Below are 17,895 nucleotides of genomic sequence, written 5' to 3'. Positions count from 1 at the left end.
CAATTGTATGTTTCCTGCACTCATACCGCTCATTCCTTTTATCAGCGCCTTCCTGCTCATGCTGGGCTGGAAGCGTATCGACCGTATAGGCGTTACCGTAATCGGATGCGGCAGTATCGGACTGGCTGCAATAGTGGCTATTATCATCGCTATGCAATTTGCCGCAAATGGTGAACAGGCGATTGTTCAGCATGCCGGCAACTGGCTGGAAGCCGGTGGGTTTAAAACAGGTTTCGATTTCCGGATGGATGCGCTGTCGGTGGTATTTGTGCTGGTGATCACCATTGTGGGCTTCCTGATCCATGTATATGCATCCGGTTATATGCACGACGATCCGGACTACGCCCGCTTTTTTGCCTGCATGAATTTATTTGTAGGCGCCATGCTTACGCTGGTGATGGCAGATAATTTATTGTTGTTATACTTTGGCTGGGAAGGTGTGGGCCTTTGCAGTTACCTGCTGATCGGCTTCTGGTATAGAGATCCTGCCAACGGGTATGCAGCGAGGAAAGCTTTTATTGTAACACGCATAGGCGATACCGCGATGGCCATTGCTTTGTTTATGTTATTTCAGTATACCGGTACACTGAGTATTCCCGGCATATTGGAAAACAGTATACAAATCTGGTCTGTGAACGATGGAGTGGTAACCATCATCGCTTTGCTGTTGTTGGGCGGCGCGGTGGGCAAGTCGGCCCAGCTGCCGTTGCAGACCTGGCTGCCGGATGCCATGGCGGGCCCTACGCCGGTGAGTGCGTTGATACATGCCGCCACCATGGTTACGGCAGGGGTTTATATCATTGCGCGTACGCATACTTTATTTGAACTGGCGCCGGCGGCGCAAACCACTACTGCCGTGATAGGCGCTATCACTTTGGTGCTGGCAGGTTTCAGCGCGCTGGTGCAAACGGATATTAAAAGGGTGCTGGCTTATTCCACGGTGAGCCAGATCGGGTATATGTTCCTGGCACTGGGCTGCGGCGCGTGGTCGGCGGCGGTATTTCATTTTGTTACGCATGCTTTTTTCAAGGCGTTGCTGTTCATGGCCGCAGGCGCTATCATTGTAGCGCTGCATCACGAGCAGGATATGTTTAAGATGGGAGGATTGAAAAAGCAGTTGCGCGGCGTTTACTGGGTATTCCTGGTTGGCTGTGCTTCCCTTGCGGCTATTCCTTTTATAACAGCCGGCTTTTACAGCAAGGACCAGATCATTTGGTTGTCGTGGTCCGCTGCCGGTGGTCATATTGGCTTCTGGCTGGCGGCGCTGCTGGGTGCGTTACTCACGGGTATGTATACTTTCCGCATGTTTTTCCTGGTATTTTATGGAGAAGAGAAAACAAAGGTGCATCACCGGCCGGGGAGCAGTATGATGATCCCGCTGTATATCCTGGCGGTATTATCTACGGTTGCCGGGTTTATAGAATTGCCCCATACGATGGGGCATGTAACGTTGTTCAGCAACTGGCTGCAACCGGTATTGCCGGCGGTGACGGTACTGCATGAAAGTCTTTCTATGGAATGGACTTCACAGGCCTTATCGGCCTTGCTGGCGTTGGGCGGCATCGGGCTGGCGTATGCCTGGGTAGTGAAGCATCCCAAAGGCATGTCTGATTTCCTGGAAATGCCTGCTATTATGTGGCTGCGTGGCTACTGGAGCAGGGGATGGGACTTTGATGAATTGTACAATGTGCTGCTGGTACGCCCCTTTGTGTACCTGTCGCGTATCAACAGAAGGGATCTGATAGACACGTTTTATACCAGGCTGGCGGCGTTTATGGAATGGTGTCATAACGTGCTCGCACGTACGCAGAGTGGTTTGCTGAGATGGTATATACTTGGCGTAGTGCTGGGTGCGGTGGCGATATTGTCAGTGCTGATCTGGCGGATATACATATAACCCGAACGATTAAACGAACAATTATGATATTGCTGGTATTGATATTGATCCTTTTTGGCGCGGCGTTATTGTCGTGGGTGGCTGGCGTGAAAAGCCACGCTGCCAGCCGGTGGATAGCCCTATGCAGCCTGCTGGTGAACCTCGGCATTATCGCAGGGGTATGGATGGAGCATACGGGTAGCAGCAGCCGTTGGTGGTACCAGTTCCGGATGGATTGGGTACCTCATTTCGGTATCAGCCTGCACCTGGCGATGGATGGTTTAAGTATGCTGATGCTGGCGCTGACATTTTTCCTGGGGGCGCTGGCGGTATTAATTTCCTGGAAGGAAATCCAAACGAGGGTGGGGTTCTTTCACTTTAACCTGTTGTTTGTGCTTTGTGGTATCACAGGCGTTTTCCTGACGATGGATCTTTTCCTGTTTTATTTTTTCTGGGAGATGATGCTGATCCCCATGTACTTCCTGATTGGTATCTGGGGACATGAACACCGGGAGTATGCGGCCAACAAGTTTTTCCTGTTCACACAGGCGGGAGGCTTGCTGATGCTGCTGGCAATACTCGGTCTTTACTTTGTGCATAAAGCTAACACTAATGTATATACGTTTAATTATTTTGAGCTGTTGAATACGCCTATGACGCCTTCTATGGAGCGATGGCTGATGCTGGGTTTCCTGATCGCCTTCCTGGTAAAGCTGCCGGCAGTACCTTTTCACACCTGGTTGCCGGATGCGCATACGGAAGCGCCTACTGCAGGCAGCGTGGTGCTGGCGGGGCTGCTGCTAAAAACGGGCGCTTACGGTATCCTCCGGTTTGTGTTGCCGCTGTTTCCCACTGCTGCAGCAGACATAGCACCGGTGGCCATGTTGCTGGGGGTAATTGGTATCCTGTATGGGGGCATGCTGGCCTATGCGCAAACGGATTTTAAAAGGCTGATTGCCTACACCAGCGTAAGCCATATGGGCTTTGTACTGCTGGGCGCCTTTGCCCTGAATGAAATTGCTTACCAGGGCGTAGTGATGCAAATGATCACACATGGCATTAGTACAGGTGCGTTATTTATTATTGCGGGCGCCTTGTATGAGCGCATACATACCCGCAACCTCCGGCAAATGGGTGGGCTTTGGCTGCGGCTTCCCATGATGGGCAGCGCTGCCATGATTTTTGTGATGGCCTCTCTCGGGTTACCGGGATTAGGCAATTTCGTAGCGGAATTCCTGGTGCTGCTGGGTAGCTGGCAGGCCAATCATGTGCTCACTATCCTGGCTACTATTGGCCTGGTGGTAGCAACGGCGTATTCGCTGCGTATTATGCAGAAAGTTTTCTTCGGTCCGTGCGACCGGCAATATGCCATGCCCGATCTGAACGGGCGTGAGCTGGTGATCATAATAGCATTGGTAATAGTGATATGCTGGCTGGGCTTCCATCCGCAACCGGTATTGAATACTTCCCAAAACATTGACTATGTCGTTCGCTGATTTTTTAAGTCTGGGGCCGCTGATCACCCTATGTGCTGCGGCAGTGATAGCCATGTTGCTGGTTGCAGCCTGGCGTAATCACCGCATCGTGTACAGCTTTTCCCTTCTTGCTTTTGGTATGGCGATGGCGGCGGTGATTCCTGCCATTAAGTATATTCCTCATCCCGTGCCACCGCTGTTGGTGATCGATGAGTTTTCACTCTTTAATTCCGGGTTGATCCTCGTGTCGGGGTTTATTATCCTGTTGTTGTCATTTAATTATTTTGAAGAAAGGGAAGAGCGGAAGGAAGAATACTACATTCTCCTGATCCTGGCTACTATCGGTGCTTTGGTGCTGGTGGTAAGCCGTCATTTTATGTCGCTGTTCCTCGGACTGGAAATACTAAGCATCAGTTTATACGGATTAATTGCGTACCTGCGTGCCCGTGAGCGGTCTGATGAAGCGGGGATTAAATACCTGATGCTGGCGGCGTTGTCGTCTGCTTTCCTGCTGTTTGGAATGGCGCTGGTGTATGCCTTTACAGGCCATATGGATTTCCCGGGAATAGGGGCAGCCTTACGTGAGGCAGGTTATTTGCCGGTGAGCGTGATGGCGGGTTTTGGTTTGATGCTGATAGGCGTGGGTTTTAAACTGGGCATTGTTCCTTTTCATATGTGGGCGCCGGATATTTATGAGGGCGCGCCGTTGCCGGTGGCGGCGTTTATTGCCACGGTTTCCAAGGGAGCCATGCTGGTGTTGCTGATCCGCTTTTACCAGGACATTCACGGGAACGACTACCCGATGTTGTGGTGGATAGTAGCTATTATTGCGGTAGCGTCAATGTTTGCGGGCAACTGGCTGGCACTCACACAACAGAATATTAAACGTATCCTCGCCTATTCTTCTATTGCGCATATGGGCTACATCCTGGTTGCTTTTTTATCGGGTGTGCAAACCGGGCTGGAGGCGCTGGCATTTTACCTGGTAGCTTATTTTATTACAAGCATCGGCGCTTTTGGGGTGGTGATTGTAATGTCTAGCAGTTCGCAGGATGCGGAAACGATTGCTGATTACAGGGGGCTGTTCTGGCGGTACCCCTGGGTAGCCACCGTATTTACGGCGATGCTGTTATCGCTGGCGGGCATTCCGCTTACCGCCGGTTTTATCGGTAAGTTTTATGTGGTGCTGGCGGGCGTGGACGGGCACCAGTGGTTCCTGTTGTTTATGCTGGTGATTAACAGTGTGATCGGGTTGTATTACTATATCCGGCTGGTGGCGGCTATGTTTGCGGTGCCTGCAAAAGGGCAACAAACAACGGTGATGCCGGCCCTGCCCATGGCCGGTAATATTACCCTGGTGATTTTAACCATACTGTTAATAGGGCTGGGTGTATATCCTACTGCTATGATGGCGCTGATTCAGCAAATGATGCGTATCCTGGTTTAACCTGCGCGATTCTGTTCATCACTGGTACCGGTTTTTCTTTCACGGGCCGCTTTAATGGTGGCACTGCCAAATTTATAGCTGAAAGAAAGGTTCACCGTGCGGAACTGCCAGGTATTGAAGATGCTCATGTTCAGGTTGGCAAATTCTGCGGCCCCGCGATAGCTTTCATTCCGCAGGATATTGTTATAGCTCAGTTTTACGGTGGCATTTTTATTCAGGAACATTTTCTGAACGCCCAGGTTCAGGTTATACTGTGCATAGCCCCTGAAAATCCCAAAAATAAAAGGCGAGTTATAGTAGCCCATTACTTCTACCTTAAAATCTTTCGGAAGAGTAATAGTATTTGTGCTGCTGATATAATAATTGAAGTTATAGCGGTAATAAGGATCATTCGTTACGGGATCTTCAAAACGGTATTTGTTATAGGAGAAATCTGCGTTGTTGTCGCTGGTCCACCATTTTGTAAACTGGAAAGGCAGCGTAAACAGGATGCTGTAAATATCTGTTTTATCATAGTTGCGTTCCGTGCTGATGGAGGCTTTGGTACTGTCGTCCTGTGTAATGAATTCTTCCATCATATCTTTAATCCGGCTATAGCGGAAAGTGGCGATGTATTTGTCTTTGAACGTATAGGCAACTTCTGCGATGTTGCTGTATTGCGGCCGCAGGTAAGGATTCCCCCGGAAGTAGGTATACTTGTCCAGGTAAAACATAAATGGATTCAGCTGACCGTACTGCGGTCTTTCTATCCTGCGCGACATGGCCAGGCTCAGCTTATTTTTATCATTCAGCTTTTGCTCCACGTTGATGTTTGGAAAGAAATCGACATAAGAGCGTTTCACATTTGTTCCGGTCGTAAAAGAAGTCCCGGTAGATTCGGTGTTCTCTACCCTCAGCCCCAGCTGCAGATTCGTTTTATGTATTTGTTTTTTGTAAGTGGCGTATGCGGCATAAATATTTTCCTGGTAGTTAAAGCGGTCACTTAATCCGGGAGAAGGTTTATAGCCACCATGAAACAAAGAGTCGAATTGCAATACGTTGGTGGTGGTAACGAAGCTGGTTTTAGCGCCGGCTTCCAGTTTACCTTCCTTGCCGAGCGGCCAGCTTACATCTGCTTTCAGGCTTTTGATAATTACCTGTGTACCTCCGGTGGTGCGGATGCTGTTGGGGTTGCGGTTCAACTGTGTTTTGGCGTCATACAGGCTGTCATTCAGCTGCATAAAGCGGTGGTTGTTGAACTGTGCATAGTCCCCATCAAAACTGATTTCCCTTCCGCCGGCAGTATCCAGGATCAGTTTATAATTCAGGTTGAGCGCAATGTTATCGAACTTGTTATTGTTGGTGGTAAGGGAGTTCACGGTGGAATCTGCCGGCATATTAACCCGGCCAAGGTCGGCATTGCTGTAGATCTGGTTACTGAAGGCGTTTTTATAGCCGTTGGCCAGTACGCCGATGGTTTGTTTATCAGTGATAAAGTAATCCATTCCTATTTTCAGGTAGTTATTTTTAAAGCGGTTACGCTGAAATATATTCTGCTGAAGATAGGTGGAGCTGCCATCGTTTTCCTTTACGTTCCGGCTGTATACGCGGGTAACCTGGCGGGGATAGTCGCCCTGGTCGAAATTACCGAACAGGTTGAATTTTTCCGTTCTCCAGTTAACATTACCGGAAATACCATAGCGGCCGTATCTCGACTGGGTAAGGGTAGCATTCACGTTACCATTTATCCCGGTCATTTTTCCTTTTTTAGTTTTTATGTTGATGATACCGCCGTTACCGGAGGCATCGTATTTGGCAGAAGGACTGGTTAATATTTCAATGGAAGCAATGCTTTCTCCGGGTGTTGTTTTCAGGAGATTGGTTAATTGTTCGCCACTGAGGTAGGTCAGTTTGCCATCGATCATTACCGTAACGCTTTGCCCCTTCAGGGTTACGTTTTCGTTGTTATCCACCTGTACTCCCGGTGCGCGGCGGAGCAGGTCCAGCGCGGTATTGCCGGCGGCACTCACGCTGTTCTCGATGTTCATGACTGTTTTCCCGGCAGAACTTTCAATAAAAGGTTTCTGGGCGGTTACATTCACGGCCTGGAGGTTTTTGCCTAAAGTGTTCAGGCGGATGGTATCCAGGGTAATGTTTTTATGAGCGGCGTTGAGTTGAAATGTTTTGCTGTAGGTGGTGTTGTATCCCATCTGGGAGGCCTGGATGAAATAATGGCCAAAGGCTATTTTTTCAAAGGCACAACTGCCGTTGGTAGTGGTCAGTTCTCCTTTTACGAGGGAAGAATCTTTGATATTCCTCACCATTACGCTGGTAAAGGGGAGCGGCTTGCCTTCATGGTCTGTAATTGTCAGTGTAATTTTTCCTGTGGAATTGGATTGTTGTGCCAGGGTAGCGTGCACACCAATAAAAAGCATTCCCAGGGCTACGATGATTGTTCTCATACTATCGTTTCCGTTGTAAATTTTCTCAAAAGCTAGTACCAAAAAAGGGGGTCTGTTATTTCCTGCTGCAGTTTTCCTGGTAGTATTGAAGCGCCGATCTTAAAACATCCTGTATTTTGCCGAGGGGCATCTCTGTTGTTTTATTCATCATACACGACGATGGGGTAGTGGGACAAGCAGGTGTTTCCCTGAAATATCCCAGGGTGATCAGGTAAATAGGCAATTCATCCGGGTTGCTGGCGGAAAGGTAGCCACGGTTGACCATTTTCCCTCCGCATGCTATGATCAGCATCACCACGGTACTCAGGCTTAAAACGATAGCAACTTTTTTCATACCACATTTTTACTAAAGACGAACGGGTACGAAAAAAGTTGCACGAAGGGGGATAATATTTTTACTGGATAAATTTATCTTTTCCAGAGACGCTGTATGGTGGCGGTTGAACGTTGTTCTAATAATATTGTGTGACCGTCGCTGAGTTCTTCGAGTAGGCCGGTTTGGTAATAACGAACGGTAAGCAGCTCCAGTCCTTCGTTGTAAACGATTTTAAACTGCTCGTGGAGCGTTTTGATCAGGAGTTCTATCTTCTCCGGGTTATTATCTATACAGCAGGAGAAATTGATGGCTCCGTTCTGCATCAGGTTAATTTTCACCTTCAGCCCGTGGAAGATCTCATAGATGTCGCTGATCTTATCTTCTGTGATAAAAGAGTAGTCTTTAGAGGTAATATTCAGCAACACCTGGTTCTTTTTCAGCACAATGATAGGGGGCAGCTGTTTTACATCTGCGGTTTCCCTGATGATGGTGCCGGGCAGGTTTTTATCCAGGAAACATTTCACCAGCAGGGGGATCTGTTTGTTCTGCAGTGGTTTAATGGTTTTCGGGTGGATCACCTGGGCGCCATAGTAGGCCATTTCTATCACTTCGCTGTAGCTGATCTCCGGTATATTCACGGTGTTGGGGAACAGTTTTGGATCGGCATTTTTCAATCCTTCCACATCTTTCCAGATGGTTTGGCTTTCGGCATCGAGCATATTGGCGAAAACGGCGGCGGAGTAATCGCTGCCTTCCCGGCCCAGCGTAACGCTTTCGTTCTGGTCGGTGCTGCCAATGAAGCCTTGTGTAATTACTATATTGGTGTTGCTGAACAGGGGAACCACCTTTTCGGTTACCTGCCGCTGGGTATAGATCCAGTCGATATTGGCGTCGCGGAAGTTGTCGTCTGTACGGAAAATATCTCTCACATCCAGCCAGGTATTGTGGATACCCACGTTGTTAAAGAAGGCGCTTACAATAGAGGTGCTGAGCAGTTCACCCAGGCTCACCAGCTGATCGTAATAGTAATCATAGGTGCGCAGGGGTTTTTCGCCCAGTGTCCATTCAGCTTCGGTGAAAAACTGCTGCAGTTGGATAAATAATGGATGATCCTTTGTTCCCAGCAAGGCTTCGGCTACATTCACATGTTGCTCCTCGATGTTAAAGAGAAGCTGCGCGGCAATTTCCCGTTTGCGCAGGAAAAAGTTTTGTGCTACTTTCTCCAGCTCATTGGTTGTTTTAGCCATGGCAGAAATAACAATGAGGAGTTTTTCGTCCGGAAATGACTGTACAATCTGAGCCACCTGCCGGATACGTTCAACACTTTCTAAACTTGCGCCACCAAACTTGAAAACCTTCATATGATAGTTTATCTTCTTTTAAAAAATTATTCGGCAAAGTAAGACAAGTTTAGAATTGTTTTAAAATCTGTTTGCAGATAAATGACAGTTCCGTTAAAATAGTTTCAATTGACTAAATTCGCCCATACAACCTAACGTTATGAATCTTAAGCAAAAAGTAATGACACTGGATGAATTTACTATCCAGGAGTTACGGAATTACCCGGGAGCCACCGGTCAGTTATCCGGTTTACTGCGTGATATCGGCCTCGCTGCTAAAAGGGTAAATGTGGAAGTAAACAAAGCCGGTATTGCCGACATCCTGGGAGAAGCCGGCCGGACCAACGTGCAGGGCGAATCAGTAAAGAAGCTGGATGAATTTGCCAATGAGCAGTTCATTGATTCACTGGAAACCAGTATTTACTGCTGTGGCGTGGCTTCAGAAGAAAATGAAAACTTTATTCCTTTTCATGATGAGCATTCCAAAAAATCGAAATACGTGGTGTTACTGGATCCCCTGGATGGTTCCAGCAATATAGATGTGAATGTATCTATCGGTACCATTTTCTCGGTGTACCGCCGGCTTACGCCGGAGGGCTCTGAATGTGAACTGGAGGATTTCCTGCAGCCGGGCACCAAGCAGATTGCCGCCGGGTATATTATTTATGGTTCATCTACCATGATGGTATATGCTACCCGCCGCAGTGTGCAGGGGTTCACCCTGGACCCGTCTATCGGGGAGTTTTGCCTGTCGCATCCCAACCTGAAATGTCCGCCCGACAGCGATATTTTCTCTGTCAATGTGGGTTATTACCACTTATACGAGCAGAAAATCCGTAAATCGATCGATCATTTTATGGCGAGGAATGAAAATGACCGTATTTACCGCCACCGGTTTGTGGGCTGTATGGTGGCCGAAATACACCGTACCCTTATCCAGGGTGGTATTTTCATGTACCCGGCTTTTGGTAAGTACCCGGCAGGCCGGTTAAGGCTTTGTTATGAGTGCAATCCTATGTCGTTTATCATGGAAAAGGCGGGCGGCGTGGCCATGGCCAACGGTAAACAGCGGCTCCTGGAGTTGAAACCGGTACAGCTGCACCAGCGGATGGCCATCTTTATAGGGTCCAAAACAATGATGGATACCTGGCAGCGGATCATGAACGAGTAGGCTTAAAAAAATATTACAAAAAACGGTGTATAGCGGATACAAAATGTCCATTATACACCGTTTTTAATTTCTGGCACCCGGCTTGCTAAACCTGGCCTGGTTTTAATAGTCATATTAGTACTCTTTATTCATTTTTAATTATTAACCATTTTATTTCTATGTCGATTTTGAAGAACCAGCGGATCATTGCATTATTAGTCGCCCTGTTGGCCGTTTTCCAGGTTAGCGCGTGTTCACGTGCCACTCATGCGGCAGACAGCAGTAATGCAGGTGCCAGCATGGATGACCAGATTCTTTACTACACCAACAAGTTCCGTCAGTCCAAAGGGCTGAAGCCTTTACAGCTGGATGCGACCATCAGTCAGCAGGCCCGCCGCCACAGCCGGGATATGGCCAACGGCAGCACAGGTTTTGGTCATGAGGGATTTGAGGAACGCGTAGCCAACGTATCCAAAAAGATGGGCCGCGTAGCCAGCGCCGCTGAAAACGTAGCTTATGGCACCCTCGACGCCGAAGCCGTGGTAAATGGATGGATCAAGAGCCCGGGGCACCGCAAAAATATGCTGGGCGATTATACGCTCATTGGTATCGGCACCGCCGATAAGGGGAGGATTACCTTCTTTACGCAGGTGTTTATCAAGCAATAATTGAAACGAAGGGGGACAGCCACCGGCCGTCCCCTTCGTTCAGAGGCTCTTTTTTTTCGCATTCTTTCTGTAATTTGGCCCCATGGAAAAGAAAAAGATCATTGAGGTAAGCAACCTGGTAAAAAAATACGGGGAGTTTACCGCGGTAAAAGGAATCAGCTTTGAGGTGTTTGAAGGAGAGATCTTTGGCCTGCTGGGCCCCAACGGCGCCGGTAAATCCACTACCCTGGAAATTATTGAAACCCTCCGGGAAAAAACAGCCGGCAAAGTGATGGTGGGAGGTTATGACCTCGCCCAATACCCCAACGATATTAAAAAGATCATCGGCGTACAGCTCCAGAGTTCCGGCTATTACCCCGGACTAAATCTCACAGAACTCATAGAAATGTTTGGCGGCCTTTATAACCAGCCCGTGGAGCCCATGAAGCTCCTGGGGATGTTTAACCTGGAAGATAAAGCCAAAGCAAAATTCAAAGAACTTTCCGGTGGCCAGAAACAACGGTTTTCCATTGCCACTACGCTCATCAATAAACCACAGATCATTTTCCTGGATGAACCCACTACCGGCCTGGATCCACAGGCCCGCCGCAACTTGTGGGAGCTGATCCAGCAGGTGCGGAGCCAGGGTACCACCGTGGTAATCACCACCCATTATATGGATGAAGCAGAATTTCTCTGCGACCGTTGCGCTATCGTCGACAGCGGTCTTATTATTGCTATCGACTCGCCCGATGCATTGATTGATAAACTGGTATCTTCCGGCTTTGAAAGAAAGAAAGAAGTGAAGAAAGCGAACCTGGAAGATGTATTCATTCATCTCACGGGGAAAGACTTACGCGAAGAATAAACCAACACCTAACGGATGGAATCACTGAAATATCCTATTGGCCGCTTTGAAGCATTGCCGGACTACACACCGGAAATGTTGCGGGGATTTATTAACGACATCCGCTATTTGCCCCAGCTGGTGGAAATCGCCGTGCAGCAACTGGACGAATACCAGCTGCAAACGCCTTACCGCCCGGATGGGTGGACAGTAGCGCAGGTGGTACACCACCTGGCCGACAGCCATATGAACGGATACACCCGCATGAAGCTGGCCCTCACAGAAGAACAGCCGGTTATAAAACCTTACGAGGAACAACTATGGGCGGAACTTCCTGATGTGAAGTTTACGCCCATAAACGTATCTATCACCCTGCTGCATGCCCTGCATAACCGCTGGGTAAGTTTGATGGAGCACTTATCGGATGCCGACTGGGAACGTACTTTTGTACATCCTGCCAATGGCACCAGTCATCATTTAAAAACCCATGCCGCCAATTACGCCTGGCATGGTAAACATCACCTGGAGCATATCCTGCGCCTGAAAGAACGAATGGATTGGTAAAGCATTGTTATTATGAATATGGACTGGAAATTACTGTCATCGGAATACCTTTTTAAAGATGCCTGGCTTACGGCGCGTATCGATACCTGCGAAACGCCCGCAGGTAAAATTGTGGCGCCTTATTACGTACTGGAGTATAACAACTGGGTAAACGGTGTGGCGCTTCGTGAAGACGGGCAGGTGATCATGATCCGGCAGTTCCGGCAGGGAGTAGGCAAAACGTTGCTGGAAATTCCTGGCGGCACGATGGACCCCACAGATCCGGATCCTTTATTTGCAATGAAACGCGAGATGCTGGAAGAAACCGGGTATGCATTTAAGGAATGGGTGTCGCTTGGCACCATTGCGCCTAATACGGCTTCCAGCAACAACTACACGCATATGTTCCTGGCAACGGGAGGAGTAAAGGTACAGGAACAGGAATTGGATCACAACGAAGATATTGAAGTGGTGATTATGCCGCTGGAAGAACTACAGCAACTGTTACTGGATAACAAAATAGTACACAGTTTGCACACCACCTGTATCTTTTACGCGTTGCTGTATCTCGGTAAAATGACGATGAAATAACTTACATCACTTCTGCTACAATAAAAAAGCTGCCACAAACGAGGATCATATCATCCGGCTGGGCATGTTGCCTGGCCGCCTGCAGCGCCGCCTGAACAGTTGGGTAAGCATGGCCCTGTAACCCGCTGGCCGCCGCCATTTCAGCCAGTGCTACTTCGTCCAATGCACGGGGGATCTGTGCTTTGCAGAAATAATAATGCGCAGTAGGCGGGAATAATGGCAGCACTTTTTCTACTTCCTTATCTTTCACAAATCCTACTACAATATGTAACTGCTGGAAGTTAACATGTCCGAGCTGCTGCATCACTTCGCGGATGCCGGCTTCGTTGTGGCCTACATCCAGTACAGTGAGCGGATGCCGCTGTATTACTTCCCAGCGGCCTCTCAGGCCGGTCAGTTTCTTTACGTGGGAAAGGGCGTGGCTGATGTGATCCCAGGTGATATGCCAGCCTTTTTGCTGTAATATTTTTACGGCCGACAATACGCCCATTACATTTTTTTCCTGGTACTGGCCGGTCAGATCCAGTTGTAAACGGCGCATCTGCTGTTGTCGTGTATCCAGTAACGTTATAGTAAAGTGATTGCTTTCAATGGCGCCGGAAGCTTCCATCCATTCCTGGTCTGCGAAGTGAATGGGGGCATTCAGCGCGTTGGCGGTATTAATAAACACGTCCTGTACTTCAGACTGTGTTTCGCTGATCACTACCGGTACACGGGCTTTGATGATGCCTGCTTTTTCACTGGCAATCTGCGGGAGTGTATCGCCGAGAATATTTTTATGATCGTAGCTGATATTGGTGATCAGCGACAGTTCGGGCGTAATGACGTTGGTGCTGTCCAGCCGGCCGCCGAGGCCCACTTCAATGATGGCAATGTCTACTGCTTCCTGCTGGAAGTAGCGGAATGCCATGGCAACGGTGAGTTCAAAAAAAGAGGGTTGGATGTCGGCAATATGCCCGCGCATCTGTTCTGTGAAATTAACTACAAAATCTTCCGGAACCATTTGCCCGTTGATGCGGATACGTTCCCTGAAATCCAGGAGGTGGGGGGAAGTATAAAGTCCTGTTTTGTAGCCGGCCTGTTGGAAAATGGCTGCCAGCATATGGCTGGAAGAGCCTTTGCCGTTGGTACCGGCTACGTGTATGGTTTTAAAGCTGTGTTGCGGTTGGTCCAGCTGATCCAGTAATGCAATGGTATTATGCAGGTCTGTTTTAAACGCACTGGCGCCCACTCTGGTAAACATGGGCAGCTGTGCATAGAGATAGTCCAGCGTTTCTTTGTAAGAGGCCATATTAATAATTATTAACCACCGGGCAATCCAACTGGCGGTTACGCTTCTTAAAGAGCCCACCGCCCTCACCCCGTTCGAACATGCTTGAATTTAAGCGCAAAGCTACAAAAGCATTTGCACGATCGACATGTTTTTGAAAGAGGTTGGTGAAAATTGTGCTGGAGCCAATCAGCAGGGGACCTATGCGGATACCCGCTCCCACATCGGCCTGGCCGTTACGGTTAATAGTGAATGGCATATAGGCGCCAAAAAGGTAGGTTTCATACCGTGGCGTAATATTAAACTGTGTTAGTGCATATGTTTTGGAGATATCGCGGTTGCCGGCGGTTAATGCAATAACCGCATGTGCGCTGATAAAAAAGCGGCTGTCGATATTATAATCACCCATCAGGTTGAGCGCCGTGGGCAGCATCATATTGAAAGTAGAATCGGTGCCCAGTGGCGTAAAATAATTGTTGAGCCGGCGGGCGTATTGCTGCAGACTTTCATTTTTCTTATACTGCACATCCTTTGGTACTACATTGTCTTTTACCAGGCTGAGGTCCGTGTTAATAGGCGCTTTGGTATATTTTATCCTGCCGATGTCGGTAATGGAAGCGCCTATACGAAATTTATAGTCATCTGCATCAGAGCCTTCAGAGGCGCCAAAGCCGCCGTTGTCGGGGCGGTATTCGTAGATCACGCCGATGTCTGCACCGATACCGTTGTTATGGAATAACTGGAGGTTTTTTTGTGCGGGCGACTGCCAGTCGTCCATTTCTTTGTTATAGCCATAATAGAGGGTACCACTGGTAATAGTGGCACTTTTTGATGAGTTTAGCCTGAAGTCAACGCCCTTAACAGCAGCGTAACCCGCAGCCACGCCACTGAGCAGTTTCAGTGTAACGCCGGCTTTCCACCGGCCGCTGTAAGTTTCTTTGATGGTGCGTGCATAACTGAAGCCCAGTTCATGCCATACATGCGAGGAAACGCCTGCACGCGGAATGCTTAAATTGGTGTTGATATAACCTGGATTTGGGAAATCCACCCCAAAAAAATTGGCGATGGGGGTCGTGAAATTACCGCCGCTGCTGCTGCTGCGCATACGCCATACAAAGGAAACAGACTGTTTTTCATCAATAGCATATAATACAGAAGGTAGTGCAATTTCCGCCATTTGCCAGCCCATTTGTTTCCTGTTGGCGCCTTCATCGAGGAAATAATCCTGGTTGCGTTTCAGCGTATCAGGAATATTAAACAGCAATGATTTCGGAACGCTCACATAAGTGTTGCCGGCATTTACATCCGCACCTATAATATTTACATCCCATTTATAGCGATAGCCGGCAGCGCTGGCCGGGTTGGAGAATACACCATAAATACCCGCGTAGTTACTGTTATTGTAACCCGGGAAAGTTTGAGCCACAGCGGCCTGCATCAGCACGAGCAATATTGCGGTGCCGGAAAAGATACGGTTAAGTTTTACAATCATCGTTGGCGATAAAAAATAGGTTCCTCGAAATGACACAAAAAAATTGCTCCTGTCAGTTGTTGCAATCATAGGTAAAGATGATGTAGGAACGACAGATTTCAGGATGAAGCTATGCTGTTCCGGATCAGTTCCTGGTCCGGTAAATAAAACAGCCTCTTTTAAAATCTGTATATATTACGCTGCTTATTCTGCTTTGAAAAAGAAGCGGATCACTCCGAACTGTTCTTCTGGTGCATCCGGGTTGGCATTGTATTTCAGTTGTCCGCTGGAGGCAGCCTTTTTGGCAATCTCAATCAGGCGGGGGTTACTGATAGTAGATCCTTTCATACTAAAAGTGGCAGATGTCACATTTCCCTTTTGATCTACTTTTATATTGATGGCTACATAGCCTGTTTCAGTGCCGTCGTAAGTAACCTGTGGCCTGCCGATAAGGCTTCTTCCATTGAGGTGGAAATCGGAGCGTCCGCCGCCGAGTCCACCCCCCGTATATCCGCCGCCGTTAGGGTTACCCCCCAGTTGACCGCGATCGCCGGGTTTGCCGGTATTACCTTCTCCTGTGGCATTATTGGAGCCATTGGCGCTGTTACCGCTATTGGCACTGTTGCCGGTACCGCCTGAAAACACCGCCTTTGGTTTTGGTGCGGGTGGTGTGGGCGCCGGTGGCGTTTCTGCAGGTTTCTTTGTTGGCTTAACAGGTTTTGGTTCTAATTTCTTTGGAATCTCTTTAGGTTTCTCAACAGGCTTTTCCGGTTTTTTTATTTCCGGGGCCTCTTCTTCATCCTGGGTAGCAATATCCTGCTGAGGTTCAGTGTTGGCCGGAGCGGTAGCAGCCGGACTTTCAGCTGCTGCTGGTTCTGGCGCCGCAGCACTGGGCGGATTAGGGTTCAATGGTTGTTCGTCGCCCATGCCATCATCAGATGTGCCAAGGTTTACTTCCATGCCAAGATCCTGATCCGGTAAGGGCGGAGGTGCAGAAAAACCGGTAAATACCAGCGCTACTAACAGCAATGCATGCACGCCGATAGTGATTCCTAAAGCCTGTATATTTTTTTTACCGTTTTTTTCCTCCATGATAACCTTATTGAGTGCCTGTTCAGACCAAAGTTAATGTTTTGATCCAGAAAAAATAATCGCTCATCAAAAGATGAATTCCGGATCTTTGCAAAAACTGTGCTGTTAATCCAATTATCGTAAATTATTTTTCACCGATTTTATGAACCTGGCCAGACAAACGATCCGTCTTTACCAAAATGCCTATACTGGTCTTGCTCCTGCTACCTGGTGGCTCTCGCTTGTATTGCTGATCAACAGGAGCGGAACGATGGTCATTCCCTTTATGACCGTATATCTTACACAACATCTTCATTTCAGTATTGCCCAGGCAGGCCTGGTTATGGCCTGTTTTGGTACCGGTGCCATTGTTGGCGCCCTGCTGGGCGGATGGCTGTCTGATAAGATCGGTTTCTACCAGGTACAGTTCTGGAGTCTTTTCTCTAACGGATTATTCTTCATTTTATTGGGTCAGATGCGCACCTTTGAGCAAATATGTATCTGCGTATTTGTAATGAGTTCTGTGGGAGATGCCTTCCGGCCGGCTAACAGCATTGCTATTGCCGCCTACAGTTCGCCGGAAAACCGGACCCGGTCGTACGCCCTGAACCGGCTGGCGGTGAACCTGGGTTGGTCAGTAGGTCCTGCTATCGGCGGGATTCTTGCCAGTTTCAGTTACCAGCTGCTTTTCTGGGTAGACGGGTTCACCTGTATGCTGGCGGCCATCCTGATGCGGATTTTCCTGCCGCCGGTACCTGCGCCGCCAAAGGCTGCCAAGGCAGCCGTAAAAGCAGAAGAGAAGGTATGGAGGGATCATATTTACCTCTGGTTCCTGCTTTTTGCCACCGTAAATGCCATCTGCCTGTTCCAGTTTTCCAGCATTGTGCCGTTATATTTTAAAGAAGTGATGCACCTGGAAGAGTGGGCTATTGGTCTGAATATGTCTGTTAACGGGATCCTGATTGCGCTGGTGGAAATGGTAATGGTGTACCGCCTCGACGGGAAAATGCCTAACCTGTCCTTTGTGGCCCGCGGCGCCATGATGGTTTGCTTGTCTTATATGTTACTTTGTTTCCTGCCGCCGGTATGGGCATTGGCAGTAGTATTTATGGTGGTGATCACCTTCGGCGAAATGTTTTGCCTTCCCTTTATGAACAGTTTCTGGATCGGCAGGAGCCTGGACCATAACCGCGGACAGTATGCCGCGTTGTATACCATTTCGTATTCGCTGGCCAATATTGTATCGCCCACAACGGGGGCGTTTGTGGTGCAGCATCTTGGGTTTAGGCCGTGGTGGGGGATTACAGCGCTGGGGTGCATATTGTCGGGCGGCGGGTTTTTGTGGTTGCAGCAAAAAATAGGGACGGGCAGAAAAGAAATCAATGGATGATATTGTCCAACACTTTACCA

The 17,895-nt window shown here is 48.6% G+C and carries 15 protein-coding genes; 9 read left to right on the top strand and 6 right to left on the bottom strand.

Annotation, left to right across the window (positions count from 1 at the left end):
* The first annotated feature begins 7 nt into the window (after positions 1–7).
* From nuoL to QFZ48_RS31560, 3 genes are read left to right on the top strand one after another with little or no spacing between them, the layout of a single operon-like run.
* Positions 8–1,897: an NADH-quinone oxidoreductase subunit L gene (gene nuoL / locus QFZ48_RS31570; RefSeq protein WP_429065413.1), complete on the top strand. Its 1,890-nt coding sequence runs from the start codon at positions 8–10 to the stop codon at positions 1,895–1,897.
* A gap of 23 nt (positions 1,898–1,920) precedes the next feature.
* On the top strand, positions 1,921–3,372 hold the full coding sequence (nuoM, locus tag QFZ48_RS31565) for an NADH-quinone oxidoreductase subunit M (protein WP_429046685.1): 1,452 nt from the start codon (positions 1,921–1,923) through the stop codon (positions 3,370–3,372).
* Complete coding sequence (locus QFZ48_RS31560; protein WP_429065411.1) at positions 3,359–4,798, top strand: NADH-quinone oxidoreductase subunit N; 1,440 nt, start codon at positions 3,359–3,361, stop codon at positions 4,796–4,798. Before nuoM ends, QFZ48_RS31560 begins: the two co-directional genes overlap by 14 nt.
* Here QFZ48_RS31560 and QFZ48_RS31555 read toward each other — a convergent pair.
* The 3 genes from QFZ48_RS31555 to QFZ48_RS31545 form a co-directional block, all read right to left on the bottom strand.
* Positions 4,795–7,239 (bottom strand): outer membrane beta-barrel protein, encoded by a 2,445-nt coding sequence (locus QFZ48_RS31555; protein ID WP_429065409.1) that lies wholly within the window; start codon positions 7,237–7,239, stop codon positions 4,795–4,797. The two genes, QFZ48_RS31560 and QFZ48_RS31555, sit on opposite strands and share 4 nt — an antisense overlap.
* Positions 7,240–7,294: 55 nt before the next feature.
* Complete coding sequence (locus QFZ48_RS31550; RefSeq protein ID WP_429046690.1) at positions 7,295–7,573, bottom strand: hypothetical protein; 279 nt, start codon at positions 7,571–7,573, stop codon at positions 7,295–7,297.
* A gap of 74 nt (positions 7,574–7,647) precedes the next feature.
* Positions 7,648–8,916 (bottom strand): aspartate kinase, encoded by a 1,269-nt coding sequence (locus tag QFZ48_RS31545; protein WP_429046691.1) that lies wholly within the window; start codon positions 8,914–8,916, stop codon positions 7,648–7,650.
* A gap of 139 nt (positions 8,917–9,055) precedes the next feature.
* Between QFZ48_RS31545 and fbp the strand changes: the two genes are divergently transcribed.
* The 5 genes from fbp (at position 9,056) to QFZ48_RS31520 (ending at position 12,673) form a co-directional block, all read left to right on the top strand.
* A complete protein-coding gene (fbp, locus tag QFZ48_RS31540) occupies positions 9,056–10,066 on the top strand; it encodes a class 1 fructose-bisphosphatase (protein WP_429046692.1) in 1,011 nt (336 codons plus the stop codon).
* Between the two features lie 158 nt (positions 10,067–10,224).
* The gene (locus QFZ48_RS31535) at positions 10,225–10,713 is read left to right on the top strand and encodes a CAP domain-containing protein (RefSeq protein WP_200817195.1); all 489 of its coding nucleotides are present in this window, start codon (positions 10,225–10,227) and stop codon (positions 10,711–10,713) included.
* Positions 10,714–10,795: 82 nt separating this feature from the next.
* Positions 10,796–11,560 carry an ABC transporter ATP-binding protein gene (locus tag QFZ48_RS31530; protein WP_429065408.1) on the top strand — a complete coding sequence of 255 codons (765 nt, stop codon included), beginning with the start codon at positions 10,796–10,798 and terminating at the stop codon, positions 11,558–11,560.
* A 15-nt stretch (positions 11,561–11,575) separates the two neighbouring features.
* Positions 11,576–12,103: a YfiT family bacillithiol transferase gene (locus QFZ48_RS31525; RefSeq protein WP_429046693.1), complete on the top strand. Its 528-nt coding sequence runs from the start codon at positions 11,576–11,578 to the stop codon at positions 12,101–12,103.
* Between the two features lie 12 nt (positions 12,104–12,115).
* Entirely contained in the window at positions 12,116–12,673 is a 558-nt protein-coding gene (locus QFZ48_RS31520; protein ID WP_429046695.1) for an NUDIX hydrolase, read from the top strand.
* A 1-nt stretch (position 12,674) separates the two neighbouring features.
* Here the strand turns inward: QFZ48_RS31520 and QFZ48_RS31515 are convergent, their stop codons facing one another.
* From QFZ48_RS31515 to QFZ48_RS31505, 3 genes are all read right to left on the bottom strand, one after another.
* Positions 12,675–13,964 (bottom strand): bifunctional folylpolyglutamate synthase/dihydrofolate synthase, encoded by a 1,290-nt coding sequence (locus QFZ48_RS31515; protein ID WP_429065407.1) that lies wholly within the window; start codon positions 13,962–13,964, stop codon positions 12,675–12,677.
* Between the two features lies 1 nt (position 13,965).
* Positions 13,966–15,435: a DUF5723 family protein gene (locus QFZ48_RS31510; protein WP_429046697.1), complete on the bottom strand. Its 1,470-nt coding sequence runs from the start codon at positions 15,433–15,435 to the stop codon at positions 13,966–13,968.
* 183 nt (positions 15,436–15,618) lie between these two features.
* Positions 15,619–16,506 carry a hypothetical protein gene (locus tag QFZ48_RS31505; RefSeq protein ID WP_370911366.1) on the bottom strand — a complete coding sequence of 296 codons (888 nt, stop codon included), beginning with the start codon at positions 16,504–16,506 and terminating at the stop codon, positions 15,619–15,621.
* A 142-nt stretch (positions 16,507–16,648) separates the two neighbouring features.
* Between QFZ48_RS31505 and QFZ48_RS31500 the strand changes: the two genes are divergently transcribed.
* Entirely contained in the window at positions 16,649–17,875 is a 1,227-nt protein-coding gene (locus QFZ48_RS31500; protein ID WP_429065406.1) for an MFS transporter, read from the top strand.
* Positions 17,876–17,895: the final 20 nt, after the last annotated feature.

It is taken from the genome of Chitinophaga sp. W2I13, from assembly GCF_050434005.1.
In the GTDB taxonomy this organism is placed as follows: Bacteria; Bacteroidota; Bacteroidia; order Chitinophagales; family Chitinophagaceae; genus Chitinophaga.
Note: the sequence above shows the minus strand (reverse complement) of the source record. Positions and strands in the feature narration are given on the sequence as shown.